Here is a 16,065-nt window from a genome sequence, read left to right as displayed (position 1 = left end):
GCTGTTTTATACAAATCTATGGAAGAAAAAAGGGTGGAAATTCTCTTATTTATGGACGATAATTAGGCTAAGCATGATTAGCTGATGAACAAAAAAAAACAGCGAAATGCTAATCATATCCAATAAGGGAGGATTTTTTAATAATGGGTAAATTCAATCTAAAATTTGTAAAACCTGTCGCATCACTAGCAATCGGTGCAGCAGTATTAACAGGATCATTCGCAGTATCTGGTGCTGCTGATACAGCTTTCGCAAAAGCAGCAACTGTAAAAGTTTCTAAAGGTAAATTGGTATCTGCAAAATCAGGTAAAGCGGTGAAAGGTTACAAATCTTACAAAGGTATTCTTTACAAGAACGGTAAGAAATTCACTGGTCTTTACAAAAATACTTATTACAAAACAGGTAAAAAAGGCACTGGCCTTTACAAAAACGTATACTACAAAGCTGGTAAAAAAGGTAGCGGCTGGGTAGGAAGCGGTTCTTCTAAAAAATGGTACCAAGATGGTAAATTACTAACAGGTCTTGGTAAAAACTCTGGTAAACTATTTATCAAAGGTAAATACGCTAACGGTATCGTAACTTACAAAGGCGTAGAAAAATTATACAAAGACGGTGTTGTAGTTAAAACTGTAGTTGATGCAGCTAAAGCTATTAACAACACAACTGTTGAAGTAACATTCGCAGAAGCTCAAAAAGCTAGCGATATCTCAGCTGGACGTTTCGTAATCGAAGGCTTAGAAGTTACTAACGCTGCAGTTAAACAAACTAACGATAAAGTTATCGTATTAACAACTGCTGCTCAAACTGGTGGTAAAACTTACACTGTAGCTCTTGATGGCGTGAAATCACGTACATTTAAAGGTGTATCTAACGTATTACCAACAGCTATCACTAACCAAACTCCTTCATTACAAGGAATTATCGGTAAAGAAGTAACTGTTAAAACTCAAGTTGATGTTCCAGCTGGACAATCTAAAGAAGGTATCGCAGTAACATTCAACATCACTAACTCTGCTGATACTTCTCGTGGTGACTTCGGTAAGAAAATCACTGCTGAAGCATTTACGGATGCTAACGGTGTAGCTTCTTACTCTTACACTCAATATGTTGCTAATACAGATGATACTGTAGAAGCTTACCCAACAGGTAACGCATCAGTAAAAGCTACTGCAGCTAAAGTTTACTGGGGTAATACTGAACGTTTAACTATTACTGAAGTAACAACAGGTAACGCTTTAGCTAACGGATCTAAAAAAGTTTACAAAATTAAAGCTCAAGATTCAGCTTTAGAAACTTTAAATAATTCAATCACAACAGATGATTACAAATACGTAAACGTAGCATTTGCTGAAAACGTAAATGTAGCTCCTGACAAATTAGTTCGTGATGCATTTATTGAAGATACAGGTCTTAATACAAATGATCGTTACCCATCTCAAGTAACAACAGGTGGAGTAAATAAAGTACGTGTTAAATTAGATGCAAACGGTGAAGCAACATTCACAGTTACTGGTTCTAATGCCGCTGTAACTCCAATCGTGTTCGTTGATGCTGGTTCTAAAGGTGATAAACTAGATGCTACTGAATTACAAGCTAAAGCTCCAACTGTAACATTTGCACTTAGCCATACTTTAGGTTTAGCAGTTAAAGCTGAAGGTGTTCAAAACGCTGCTGCAATTAATGTTGGCAATGCTAATAGCAAAGGTACTGGTGAAGGTGGACGTAAATACACTGTAACAGTTACTGATAAAGAAGGTAAAGTGGCTCCAGCTGGTACTAAAGCATATGTAACATTTGCAGAAGGTAGCTATAGCACTGATAAAAAAGCTTACATTTTAGATGGTACAACTAGAAAACCAATAGCAAAAGCTGTTACTCAAGTAATTGAAGTAAAAGGTACTAAAGGTGAAGCGACATTTACTTTAGTAGGTGACCGTGATGCTTACGCAGCACCAACTGTTTACTTAGAAAATGGTAAAGAAGCTGGGTTAGACAAAGCAGATTTACAAACTGTAGGTGAAACTACTTACTTCGTAAATGCAGTAATTAATAATGCTGTTCTAAGTGTTACAAATGAAAAAGGCGATGATGTTACTACATTACCAACTACTCAAGATGCTTACTTCCGTTACAATTCTGTAGATCAAAATGAATTTGATTACTACGCTGGAACTGGAGTCTATGAAGTTTCTTACCAAGTAACAGCTCATTTCTCTGATGTAACAGTTTATGGTAGCCCATTTGGCGAAAAAGTAGTTAAACAAGGTACAACTGCAACTGTAAACGTAAATGCATCTGGAGGTAAAGCAGTATTAAGAATTCATTCTGATAATGTTGCTTCTAACGTAACTGTAAATGCTTCTGCTTCACAAGTAAGTTTACCAGACAAAAAAGCTTCAATTGCATTTACTAAGGGTAGTGAGTTACCAGCAATTCACACTGGTGTAGTAAGAGCTATTGATACAGAAAAACAAACAATTGCATTAGGTACTACTTATGATGCAGTATCATATGCAAATGCTACATTCAAAAATGATAAAGGTGTAGAAATCAATAAATCTACATTCGAATCTTTAGTTTCAAAAGGAACTACAGTTACTTACAAAAAAGATGGAGATAAAGTATCGTTTGAAATCGTAAGTGCAAATTCTGAAACAATTACTCAAGCAGTAGTTGATAGAGTAAACGTAGCAACTACAGAGGCTGAAGTAAAAGCTGCTCTTGCGAATCTTGAGCTATTCAAAAATCTTTCATCAGACACTGTAAGAAATACTGTAGCTACTAATATTAAAACTGCACTTGCTTCAGGAACAACTTACAATGCTTCAACATTGAAAGCAGCAATCGATGTAGAATTTAAATTATTGAGTGCAAAATATACTGATAAAGTAACTGGTGTTTCTGCATTAGCAGCTAATGGAAAAGTTACTGTTGATTCTAAAGACTTCGTAGTAGAAGCAGCAGCTGGTAAAGAAGGAGTTCTTTACAATGGTATTACTGTGAAATTTGTAGATACATTAAAAACAAATGTAACAAACACTATTTCATATGATGTAGATACTAAAACTTTAACAGTTGATTTATCTAATGCATCTGTTCTTGATCCTGCAGTTACAGCTACATTTGAAAGCGTAAAAACAGATGTTGAGGCTTTCGCTTCTCATAGTCTTGGTTTCGCAATTACACTTAATGCTTTAACAGGCGATGCATCTGCATTGATTGGTAAAGAAATTAAGCTTACTGGTGGTAAAGATACAGTACTTGCTGCTGATGCAAAATTAGTATTATCATTTGACCAAAAAGTTACTCATAACAATGCAGATGATGTAGTTCTAACATTGGCTGATTCAACAACAGTAACTGTTGATAAAGCTAAAGTTACTGTATCTGCTGATGGTAAAACAGTAACACTACAAGATACAAACTTAAATGCTTTAGATATTACTAAAGCTATCAAATCTATCACTGGTTTAACTGTAACTGGTAAAACATTACCAACTACAACATCAGTAGTTCCTTCTAAATAATCAATCGGTGCAAGTCACCCAAACAATCGTGAATTTCACGTTTGTTTGAACAATTGATACAGAATAAGTCCTAGTGACTAGCCCCTAATCTCTTCGGAGGTTAGGGGTTTTCTGTTTGCCGTAATAAGTGAGATTTCAAATATATATCATAATCATGATTGAATCAGAAGCCCTAATGCCATTGGTATAGGGCTATTTTTATTGGAGGAGGAATGAAAGATGATTGAAGGTAAAAGAGCTTCAAAAACAAAATGTGATTGAAAGGGAAGGTGAATAAGATTACGACTCTAGGACGTCTTTTGCTAGCTCTAGAAAAGGTTACTAAGGAAGAAGTATAACAAGGATATTGGTTATGAAACAGTAGAATTGTATCGAGATGAATTAGATACAAACTTAATACCAGAGAATGCAATGAAGAACTTACCTTTGAAGTTCTCGTATCATCAGCTAATTTTATAGATAAAAAAGGTGATGTGTACTTAACGAGTAATATCATATTATATGAAAATTCTGAATAATTGAGTACTGTTTGGATGAAAAATGGAGAAGTAATTGAAGAAGTGACTCAATGATTTGGGTAGGGAAACTCACGACAGTTCTTACTAACAGTTCCTTTCAAAAAAGGATCAAAAGAAAAGATTTTCTTAATCATAAGAATCAATCGGTACCATAACCCAAATCAATCAGTGCCACAGTTAAGTTTAAAGAAAATGACTCCGGCACAATACGAGGACACTGAAAAAGTCCACAAGATAACAAAAGCGATTGTGAGAAACGGATTTACGTTTTCACAATCGCTTTTTCTTTCATTGCTCTCATTATAGTATAATAAGAAAAACTTACTAGAGGTGGTGAGACCATGATTTCCAAACAAGAAACATTAAATTTAAGTCCATATATGGCATTGTATGAGTTAATCATTCCAAAAGATAATATGCTTCGCCAAATCAATGAACTCGTTGATTTTTCATTTATTTTAGACGAACTAAAATCAAAGTATTGTTTGGATAATGGTAGAAATGCTATTCCACCTATTCGTATGTTCAAATATTTACTGTTAAAAGCGATACATGATCTGTCGGATGCCGACCTAGTTGAACGTTCAAAATACGATATGTCCTTCAAATATTTTTTAGATATGGCACCTGAAGAAGATGTCATAGATTCAAGTTCCCTGACAAAATTCCGTCGTCTTCGTCTTCAAGACATGAATTTATTAGATTTATTGATTGGTAAGACAGTTGAAATTGCGTTAGAGAAAGGTCTTATTACGAGTAAAACGATTATTGTCGATGCGACACATACAAAAGCTCGTTACAATCAAAAATCACCGAAAGAATTTTTACAAGAAAAATCGAAAAATGTACGAAAAGCGGTCTATCACCTGGATGAAGATATGAAAGGGAAATTTCCAATAAAACCAACCTCTAATGAGGTAAGTGAAGAATTAAACTACTGCCGTCAGGTCGTTCAAGTGGTAGAAACACAATCAAAAGTAGCACAAATACCAGCTGTGAAAGAAAAGTTAAATATATTGAAAGAAGTGATAGACGATTATAATGTACAACTGAGCTATTCAACTGATCCAGATGCACGTGTTGGACATAAATCAGCGGATTCAGCTTTTTTTGGTTTCAAAACACATATTGCGATGAGTGATGAACGTATTATTACAGCTTCGATTGTGACAACGGGTGAAAAAAGTGATGGACATTACCTTAAAGAGTTAGTAAAGAAAAGTAAAGAAACGGGTATGGAAATTGGTACTGTCATTGGAGATACAGCTTATTCTGGGAAAGAAAATTTACAATATGCTCAAGCAGAAAAGTTTCAATTGATTTCAAAATTAAACCCAAACATTACCGGAGAAACTTCCCATCGAAAAGTAGTCTTTGAATTTAATAAAGATGCAGGAATGTATGTATGTCCAGCAGGTCATATGGCTATTCGAAAAGCACGAACTGGAAAGAAAAATCAAGGAGCTAATCAAGCAGAAACATACTCATTTGATATAGAAAAATGTAAAGTATGCCCAATGCGCGTAGGGTGCTATAAAGAAGGATCAAAAAGTAAAACATACTCTATCAGAGTTAAATCTATGGAACATAAGGAGCAAATTCGTCTTCAAGAAACAGATGAATTCAAAACCCTTTCGAAAAAACGTTATAAAATTGAAGCAAAAAATAGTGAAATTAAAAACCCACATGGTTATAAAACAGCAAAATCAGTGGGTCTATTTGGTATGGAAATTCAAGGTGCAACAACGATATTTGCGGTGAATCTCAAACGGATATTAAAACTTCTAAACGAGTAAAAGTAAGAAATAGGAAAGGAAAGAAGGCACATTCTGTTCAAATCGAACGGAATGTGCCTTCTTTTTTTCTAAAAAACCAAGAGTTATAAAAAACGTAAGTTTTTCAGTGTCCTCGCACAATACCGGAGTCAATAAATGGCGCTTTAATACTTCGTAGTCGGCTCTTTCACTTTATCGAAGACGATAATGCCGTCATACTGTTCTTTAGGAACAAACCTCATTGACATCGGTGTTATAATCTCGGATGTCATTCCGTCCTCTGCAGCATAAATGGGTTTGAACATCCAAGCGTTATTTTTATTCGATGATTTGTGCTTGGATAGATCGGCGAATGCAACTTTATAGCCGCTCTGCATCATCAGATGTTCTAAGCTTCCCTTAGGCATAGGCTTGATATTGAAGAGCTTCTGAGTCGTGATTGTACTAGCCTTACCGCTATTCATATACAGACCCATCACATATTCCTTATCCTTCAGCTTTTTGTGAAGTAGTTCTCCCATGCTGGTGAAGCTGTTTATCCATTTTCCATGTTCTTTCGTAGCGATCTTGGAAGTATTCTTCGCAAGATGGTCGTTATGCGCCCATAAAATTACCTTTTTACCTGGGTACATCTCTTTCATTAACCACTCTACATTGTCAGCCATGATACGATCTCTGAATTCATAACTTTCCTTAGCACTGTACATCCCCATTTCGATAAACTTGATGCGATCTTCCAGCGTTTTTACTGCGATATTAACCATTTGAGGGTTTTTAGGATATGCCGTAGCAAGCTGTTCTTTGTTATCTTTTATGAACTGGATCAATGCTTTGTATTTCGGTTCGTATTCATCTTTCACTTTCTTAATTTCCTTCTTGGCTTGAGGATTATTATCGTTATCCATGCCATATTTGTTGAGAACTGTATAGAAATCGGTTAGCCCTTGCAGTTCAAATTCTACATAATTTTTCCCCTGATCTTTATCTACTTTGGAAATCCAATTCCCGATAAATTGCGTTAAATGCCCTGACGTAAACTGCATATCATAGCCGGCAAGGTACAAGGGCTTGTCCGTGTCACGCTGCTTCTTAATATAATCGAACAAACCAAGCGTCTCTTTGGAATGCCATATCGGAAAAATAGAGCGCTCCATCATTTCTCTAGAAGTCAAAGAACTTGCATTCTCATAAGCGGCAAAAGAATCGCCAAGCCCCGACTCAAAAGCAATGACATCAAAATCAAGCTCTTCATGTAAATATTTGATCAGCCTTGTTTTGATACTGCTGTATTCTGCTACGCGATGGAAGTTTTCACCGAGGCTAACGACGGTTTTATCCTTTAGTAGAGGTTTTAGAAACGCTAAATCCTTGTAATCCTTTGACGTTAGAGATTTTATTTCTCGAATATTTTGCTTCAGTTCTGTGTTTTTCTGCGAGGTAGCAGAGACATTTACCGGCGACAGTAATAGAGAAATTGCCAGTCCCGCTGCCATAACGCCGGTACATATTTTGTTTGCATTCATTGATTGTTTTCCTCCTTCAAAACCATTGAGTTATTGTCTTTTAATGCCCTATCCATCGTAACAATAACTACAAATATTGGCAAGAAATTCAATTAATGTGTATCTAAATCAATTAAAATACCGCATCCGCTAGAAATATACATATAACAGAAATCAAAAAAAGAAGCGATTAAGTTAATTAAATAGTTATGAAATATCTGTAGTCATGTCAATTTAGCCATGACTATTTTTAATGTAGAAAAACAGCGAAAAAAGTAGAAATTTATCTAATATTTTTATATTTTCTGTGATAATCTTCTGATATTTTATTTTTAAAGTAATTAATATAATGCATCATTAAACAATTTGAATTTATAAAGAAAATAAATGTAAAAGAAATATTTTAATGAATGTAAATATAATTTGGAATATTCAAAATATTACAAAATTCGCTATTTACTAGCTAAATTTGTAATGCTACATTTTGTATACCTAGTAAAATAGTTGAAATTAGATTACTAGGTTTATTTCCAATAGAGAGGAGCGGGGGGTTCATTATTCCACTATTTGAAAAAGGGGAGAAACGAATGGAGAAAATTCGAAAGCTGAGAAAGAGTGCAATTATTGGTTTAGTTTCTTTATTAACTGTTTCGAATGTTGCTTTTAGCACTAGTTTTGCAAAAGCTGAAACAAGTGATCTGGACAAATTAGTTAAGGTTGAAAAATCGGACAAAAAAGTTGAAGAAGCCACGAAGGAGTATAAGGATAGTGACACTGTAAGGGTAGTTGTGGAACTGGAAGGAGACCCAGCTATCACCTACTCTACTAAACGAGGTATCAGATATAAAGATTTAGGAAAAGAAAAGAAAAACGAATTACAAAATGTTGTGAAGGAAGAACAATCTGAATTTATGACAGAAGTAAAAGCAGAAAAAATAGATTTTGATGTGGAAAATACCTTCACTACGGTCGTCAATGGAGTTAGTGGAGAAATTGAATATAGTCAAATTGAAGAACTTGAAAAACTGCCGAATGTTGAATCAGTGAGCATTGTTAATGAGTACGAGAGACCAACTGTAAAGCCTACAATGCTATCAAGTAAAGACATGGTTGAAGCTATTCAAACTTGGAATGCTGGTTATGATGGAAAAGGTATGGTCGTTGGAATCATTGATACAGGAATCGATAATACACATAAAGATATGGTTTTACAAGAAGATGCCAAACATAAATTATCTTCAGCAAAAGTGGCTGACTTTGTAAAGAATAGCAATCTTCCTGGTAAGTATTATTCGTTAAAGGTTCCTTACGGTTATAATTATGCCGATAAAAACAACGAAATTCGGGATCTTGGACCTGATGCTTCTATGCATGGAATGCACGTTGCTGGTACTGTAGGCGCGAATGGTGATGAAACAGATAACGGTATTAAAGGGGTAGCTCCACAAGCTCAATTACTGGCACTTAAAGTGTTTGGTAATGACCCAGCGATGCCAACAACTTTTGGTGATATTTATATTAAAGCCATTGATGATGGAATACTTCTTGGTGCGGACGTTTTGAATATGAGTTTAGGATCAACTGCAGGCTTTGTTGATTCAAATAGTTTAGAGCAGAAAGCAGTTGAAAAAGCGGTTGAAAATGGTATATTAATGTCAATTTCTGCTGGTAACTCTAGTCAATTTAGCTATAATTATGGAACAAATCCGTTAGCAGCGAATCCTGATATTGGACTAGTTGGTGCTCCTGGACTTACTGCTAATTCAATATCAGTAGCTTCCATTGAGAATGACAAGATTACGTTAGATCAGATGACATTGAAAATAGGTTCGGAAACACTTCCAATCGCCTATAAAACGCAGTCTTCTCCCTTGCCTTTAGATGTATTTGGAAAAGGGACTGAAAAGGATGTTGTCTACGTTGGTGATGGCAGTGAAGCTCAATATAAAGGCAAAGATGTAAAAAAGAAAGTAGTGTTCGCAGTCAGAACGGCAGCTAATCCAAACTATGGAGAAATTCAAGCACAAGCTGAAAAAGCAGGCGCAGCAGGTGTCATTATTAGAGGAACAGCAGCGCATGGTGATTACGTTAGTATGGCATTAAATAACCCAACAATTCCCCTTGTTACTTTAAGTGTAGCAGATGGGACTACTTTAGAAACGAAAATCAAAGCAGCTGGTGGTACAGGGAAAGTAGACTTTAGTGGAAAAACGGCTACAGTTGTTAATGGTTCAAAGGGGAAAATGGCAGCTTCTAGCTCTTGGGGCGTCACGCCGAACCTTGAGATGAAACCTGAGATTACTGCTCCAGGCGGACAAATCTACTCGACTTTTAATGATGATAAGTATGGTGCCATGAGTGGGACATCGATGGCGGCGCCACATGTATCAGGTGGTGCAGCACTTGTATTGGAAAAGGTTCAAGAACTGTTCCCAGGTTTAAAAGGTGTAGAAAAAGTGAAACGTGCGAAAACACTACTGATGAATACCGCTAAAATTGTAACGGATGCATCAAATGATAATATTGCTTACTCACCGCGTTTACAAGGTGCAGGATTAATGCAATTGAATGCTGCAGTGACAACGCCAGTATTTGTTGAAGCGAAGGGCACAAATGAAGGTAAAGTTGAGCTGAAGGAAATCGGTACAGACAAGTTCAGAATGACTGTTACTGCTACAAACTTCAGCAAAGAAGAGGCAACTTATAATGTAGGAGCATCTGTTTTAACTGATGCAACAACAGGTTCGGGCATATCAACAAGTAATGCTTTGAAGGAACAAGTGATTAAAGGCGCAGTAGTAAAGATAGATACTCCGAAGATTACTTTATTTGGAGGAGGATCCAAAGATATTACTGTTGAAGTTGACCTTTCTAATGCAAAAACAGCATTAGAAAATATTCAAAAGAACGGATATTTTGTGGAAGGGTTTATCACGCTTACAAATGAATCACAAGATGTCGTATTACCGGATTTATCAATTCCATACTTAGGTTTTAAAGGCGATTGGAATAAACCACCAGTGTTAGATCAAATGATTTATGACACAGGCTCTTATTATGGTGCTGCAGGAACGGTGGATGAGAAAGGAAGTTATCTTGGACACAATCCGTTTACTAAAAAATACAGCAAAGATTTGATTGCTATTTCTCCAAATGGAGATGGTAAAAATGAAGCAGTAGCACCTGTACTTTCCTTTTTACGAAATAGTAAAACAGTGGAATATGCAATTACAGATGCAAATGGCGATGTATTGCGCAAACTTCGAACTGATAAAGAACAGCGCAAAAATTACCATAATGGTAAAAGTGATAGCTCTATTTATTCATATAAACCGTCTTATACAAAATGGGATGGTAAACTGAAAAACAATATCGCGGCTGATGGAACATATTATTATCAAATAAAAACACAGGTTGATTTTGCAGGGAAAGACCAACAAATTACTAAAATCCCTGTCATTGTGGATAATACAGCACCGGTTGTTTCAAACCTTTCTTACAGCAGTAAATCAGGCATTCTTTCTTTCAATGCTACTGACAACAAAGGTAGTGGATTACAATACCTTGAGGTATATGTAAATAAAAAGCTCTTAGGTCAATTAAACCCTGGTACTAGCAATGAATTTAAAGTGAATCTAGGGAAAGTTGATGATAAAGGGGACATTAAAGTTGTTGCATATGACTATGCGTTTAACCATAGTGATCAAGAAACATCAAGTCCTGGAGACAACACAATCCCTTACATCGTATCTGATACTCCGGAAGCTCTAGGTGTCTATGATACACGTGAAGTACCATTTACTGGTTATGTAACAGATGCATCTAATGTAGATTACCTAAAAATTAAGGGCGAAAAATTAAACCCTACTTCACAAGATGTAAAATTAAAGTACAACGAAGTGACAAAAAAGCATGAGTTTGCCACACATATTACATTCACAGAAGATGGTGTCCATGATATTTATATTGAAGGGGCAGATAAAGTTGGCAATAAAATTGAATTTAGAAGACAAGTAATGATAGATACACAAGCACCTACACTTGCTGTAAGTAACCTACCAGCCAATAATTTTGTTGCTACTGGTGATGAAGGTTCTATTGAGAAACCAGAAAGTAAAGATCCAAAAGAAAATAAAGAATCTAACGAAAATAAAGAACCTAAAGAAGGTACTGAGAGTAAAGAACCTGTTGCCTCTACTGAAGGTGAAAAACCTAATAATGCAACTGAGGGTGAACAACCTAAGGAAGAACCAGAAAGTAAAGAACCTAATGGAGCAACTGAAAGTGAAAAACCTAAAGAAACAACAAAAGGTGTGGATCCTACTGTTACAGTAACAGTTGCGGATAACTTTGATGAGCTACGCTTATTAGTAAATGGTAGCGAAGAATATACAAATGATTTCAAAGAGCCATATGAAATGAGAGCTTTAACACACGATCAACAAGTTCAATTAGTATTAGATGAGGGAAGAAATGATGTTGTTTTCGAAGTTACAGATCTTGCAGGTCATTTGACTAAGAAAACTATATCAATTTATAAAGGGCCCGCTTTAAAAGCACCATTTGTAAAATCTTTAGAGATTTCAAATGGCGGTGGTGATGTAACAGTTGAAAATCCTGCAAATATTCGTGCAGAGGCTTCGGAACCAATTGTGTGGGAAGCTAAAGTTATTGATCCAGAAGGAAATGTACTAGATTTAGAAACTGCTGCTGAAAGTGAAACATATGAAGGTACTTTTACACCTGATACTTTGTCTAAGACAGGTGATTACAAATTATTAATTGGTGCAGCTGGTAGTGCTGATAGTGAAAAGCTTGAAACTAATTTTAAGGTTTCAAATTATTTTGTAAGCGTTGAATCCATTTCAACAACTGATTCAAAAGGTGAAAAGGCTAATTCCTTCACAACAGATAGCAGTGTCAGCATCAAAACAAACCTAAAAAATCAAGGGGAAAATACATTGAATCCTACAGTTGCCTTCCAAGTTAAAGATGAAGAGGGTGCAGTTGTTTACTTTAAAGAAGTGAACTCTAAGGAGATTAATAGCAAATCGAGAAATCGTTTTGGAGTAGATATCCCACTAGAAACATTTGATAAAGGTAAATACACAGTGGAAGTGTTTGTATGGGATAACGATAACAATCCTATTCCACTAGCCGATTCAAGCAAATTAGAATCATTTACAGTTAACTAATAAAAGAATGAGAGGGGGAGGCAGAAATTGCCTCCCATCTTCTTATCTACCAATATGGGAGTGAATGTTTTGAAAAAAAGCCTAATCACTAGTTTAATAGCTACTTTCTTATTTTTAAATGCAGTTTTCCCTGCCTTTGCAGCTAGTAGTGTAACGATTACAGTAAATACTGATACTGAACAATATACTTCTGGAGATAAGATAAATGTTTCGGGAATGGTATTAAAGGACGGGAAAGCAGGAACGGGAACTGCTCCTTTTATGCAAGTGAAAAAAGGGAATACAGTCGTTGAAACCTACCAATGGAAAGATCCTGAAATCGGCGCAAATGGTGAAATTACAAAAACTATCAATCCGAAAAAATATGAAAGTGGAATTTATACGATCCAACTTTCTGCAAGGGATACAAAACCTGTTTCTGTATCCATTGAAGTAACGAATACAAATCCAGTCTCAAAAAAGAGCATAAGTGTGCAAAGTGATAAATCTAAATATGAAGTGGGCGAAAAGGTAAAACTAACTGGGAAAGTTATATTTGATAATAAGCCTGTCGACAGTGAGACTGTTAATATTACTATCGAAAGAGATGGAGAAAAAGTAAGTACAGATAATACGATCAAAACTACAAAAGACGGAACATATAGCTTTAGTTATGACTCCTCAAAATCTAAAGTAGGCATGTATACTGCTTCAGTTAGTCTGGAGGATAAAAGTATTACTGCAAAAACGAATTCTTTCGAAATTGTTGCTTCAAAAAATACACCAGATCCAGTTAATCCAGTAAATCCAAAACCGAAACCAGATCCAAATCCAATACCGCCTGTAGTTCCAACACCAAAACCAGATCCAGTTCCAACAATTCCGTTGGATCCAACACCTGTGCCAGACCCAACAGTGAAACCACATGCGCCAGAAATAAACGTAGTGACATCCGAAAGTATGGAAATTAAAGGTACAGCTGATGCAGGTACTTTGGTGAAAGTAACGGATAAAAATAATTTCTACGGACAAACAGTTACTAAAGCAGATGGTACTTTTTCTATTCCATTAAATAAGAAGATTAAAGGAGGAACAATTCTTTATGTAACTGCAAGTGCTTCTGATAAAGTGAGCTCAGAAACAACAGTTATAGTTGAGGATAAAACACCGCCAACTAAACCAGTTGTCAAGAGAGTCACTGACAAAGATCGTAAAGTAAATGGAACAACAGAAGCTGAAGCAAAAGTAACTATCAAAGTTGGTGGGAAATTTATTGGTACAGGCTATTCAGATAAAAATGGTGCATTTTCTATTAATATCAATACTCAAAAAGCAGGTACTATCCTAACTATGACTGCAACAGATGATGCAGGTAATATAAGTGATTCTCAGAAAATTACAGTAGTAGACAAGACTGCACCAAAAATACCTTTAGTAAACGTAGTGAAAACGACGTCTACAAAGGTAACAGGGAAAGCAGAAGTTGGTTCTAAAGTCTATGTGAAAGCTGGCAATAAGATTATTGGATCAGCGACAGTAACTAAGAAAGGGACTTTCTCAGTAGCTATTAAAAAACAGAAAGCCAATTCAAAGTTATCTATATACTCAAAAGACAAGGCAGGTAATGTAGGTAAAGCGAAAGTAGTCACTGTTAAGAAATAAGTATAGTAGGATAGGAAATCACGTGTATTAAATGAAGAGCTTTGTGTCGAACACAGAGCTCTTTTACATTTGTAATATATAAGTTGAAAGAGCGCCCCAGAAACAACAGTATTAAAATTCCTAAGAACAGAAATAATATACTATATTAGTATCTTTTTTCCTTTAATAGGTGTAAAATAGTCTATAAAATTTACTATTATAAGAGGGATACTATGAAAAAATTATGCTTTTATGTGTTGAGTCTTATTGCCTTATTTGTTTTCTTTACGACGTCTGTTGCGTATGCAGCGGAACCACTGGATGAGGCTAAGGAGTTAGTGAAGAAATATTATTATCCAAACGTATCAAAATCAGCGTTAAATAGTAAGACGATTCAAGAAATGACAAGCCAGTTAGATCCATATTCAGTCTATATGACGAAAGATGAATATGAGGAATTTGCAAATGCAATCGATATGAAGTTGGTAGGGATCGGAGTAATGTTCGAAGAACATCCAAAGGGAGTGGTTATTACTTCCATTATGCAAAATGGGCCAGCTGATAAAGCAGGATTGCAAGCAGGAGATATTATACAAGCAGTAGAAGACAAAGATTTAAAAGGGGAAGCATTTCAAACGGTATGGGGGCTACTTACGGGGAAAGAAAACACCGAAGTAACTTTAACTATATATCGTTCTACAACTGACAGTACATTTACTAAAACGTTAAAGCGAAAAGTTATCAATATACCAAATGTTGAAACAGAAAAACTAGCAGGTAATATTGGTTTTGTACGTCTTAATAGTTTTGCGGAGAATAGTGGTAAAGAAATTCAAAAAGCAATTAAGTCAATGCCTGGTATGAAGGGATGGATTTTTGACTTAAGAAGTAATGGTGGCGGCTATATAACAGCAGCAGGAGATGTCATTGGATTATTCCCAAAAGCCAAAGTTGGTTATTTGTTAAAAGACAAAGTCGACACTTATTCTATGGATCCAGTGAAGCAAAAAGTAAGATGGAACGCACCTGTATCAGTTTTAACGGATGCCTTTTCAGCAAGTGCTTCTGAAATGACAGTAGCATCATTAAAAGACCAAAAAGCGGCAACAATATACGGACAAACTACATATGGCAAAGGTGTTATGCAGGTAGTACTTCCTTTAAAAGACGACAGCCAATTAAAATTGACTGTGGGTGAATTCACAGGACCAAACGGCAAGAAAATACAGAAAATAGGCATCAAACCAAATATCATAACACCAATTGGTAAAGAAGTAGAGTACAGCCATAGTGACTTCTTAAAAAAACAATTGAAAAGTTACAACAAGCTCTCAAGTATTAATCTGACAGCAGCTCAAAAAACGATCACCGTTAAAAGTAGTACGAAAATGAACTGGAGCACTATGAAAAAAGCGAAAGTATCTTTATTACAAATTGGTGGTAAACAACAGTCCATTAAAGTTCAAAATACATCAAAAAAACAATTGAAGCTAACACCAAATGATAAGCTAAAACCTGGCACGAAATATTATGTTGTCCTAAAAAGCAAAACAAAAAAATCTCCAGGTGCTTATGCCGAGATGAAGGTTGCAAACTAAGCGAACCTTAACCATTTTAAAATACGTAGTCGAAAAGACATGTGCTAAATGTGGCCTAGTCTTTTCTGGCTACGTTTTTTTTTGCAGTAAATTATAAATACATCAAGTGTGTTGATTAGGGGAATATTGGGTTATTTTTTACCGCTAAAATGGGTTTTTATGTTCGATATTAACTTATGATACTACATTTTTTAATTGATTGTAGCGGAGGGTGCTCGACTCCTGCGGGAAATGCAAGCGAACCGAGACCCTGCACGGAGCGTAGCAAAGGAAGCGGCTCGGTGCTTGCCCGCGGAAAGCGAGCATCCCGTAGCGGAAATCAACCTGCCA

At 35.8% G+C, this 16,065-nt stretch carries 6 protein-coding genes; 5 read left to right on the top strand and 1 reads right to left on the bottom strand.

Annotation, left to right across the window (positions count from 1 at the left end):
* Positions 1–143 precede the first annotated feature (143 nt).
* Positions 144–3,527, top strand: a complete 3,384-nt coding sequence (locus tag ACZLO7_RS19725) for a toxin-antitoxin system YwqK family antitoxin (protein ID WP_464938063.1) — start codon at positions 144–146, stop codon at positions 3,525–3,527.
* An 859-nt stretch (positions 3,528–4,386) separates the two neighbouring features.
* A complete protein-coding gene (locus ACZLO7_RS19720; RefSeq protein ID WP_511261349.1) occupies positions 4,387–5,841 on the top strand; it encodes an IS1182 family transposase in 1,455 nt (484 codons plus the stop codon).
* 143 nt (positions 5,842–5,984) lie between these two features.
* Here the strand turns inward: ACZLO7_RS19720 and ACZLO7_RS19715 are convergent, their stop codons facing one another.
* Positions 5,985–7,343, bottom strand: a complete 1,359-nt coding sequence (locus ACZLO7_RS19715; RefSeq protein WP_464939539.1) for an erythromycin esterase family protein — start codon at positions 7,341–7,343, stop codon at positions 5,985–5,987.
* 566 nt (positions 7,344–7,909) lie between these two features.
* On the opposite strand from ACZLO7_RS19715, the gene ACZLO7_RS19710 reads away from it, so the two are divergent.
* From ACZLO7_RS19710 to ACZLO7_RS19700, 3 genes are all read left to right on the top strand, one after another.
* Positions 7,910–12,517 carry a S8 family serine peptidase gene (locus ACZLO7_RS19710; protein WP_464939540.1) on the top strand — a complete coding sequence of 1,536 codons (4,608 nt, stop codon included), beginning with the start codon at positions 7,910–7,912 and terminating at the stop codon, positions 12,515–12,517.
* A gap of 69 nt (positions 12,518–12,586) precedes the next feature.
* Complete coding sequence (locus ACZLO7_RS19705) at positions 12,587–14,158, top strand: Ig-like domain-containing protein (RefSeq protein ID WP_464939541.1); 1,572 nt, start codon at positions 12,587–12,589, stop codon at positions 14,156–14,158.
* Positions 14,159–14,370: 212 nt separating this feature from the next.
* Complete coding sequence (locus tag ACZLO7_RS19700; RefSeq protein ID WP_464939542.1) at positions 14,371–15,735, top strand: S41 family peptidase; 1,365 nt, start codon at positions 14,371–14,373, stop codon at positions 15,733–15,735.
* Positions 15,736–16,065 lie beyond the last annotated feature (330 nt).

The sequence above is a fragment of the Viridibacillus sp. d25.2 genome (genome assembly GCF_055456015.2).
Note: the sequence above shows the minus strand (reverse complement) of the source record. Positions and strands in the feature narration are given on the sequence as shown.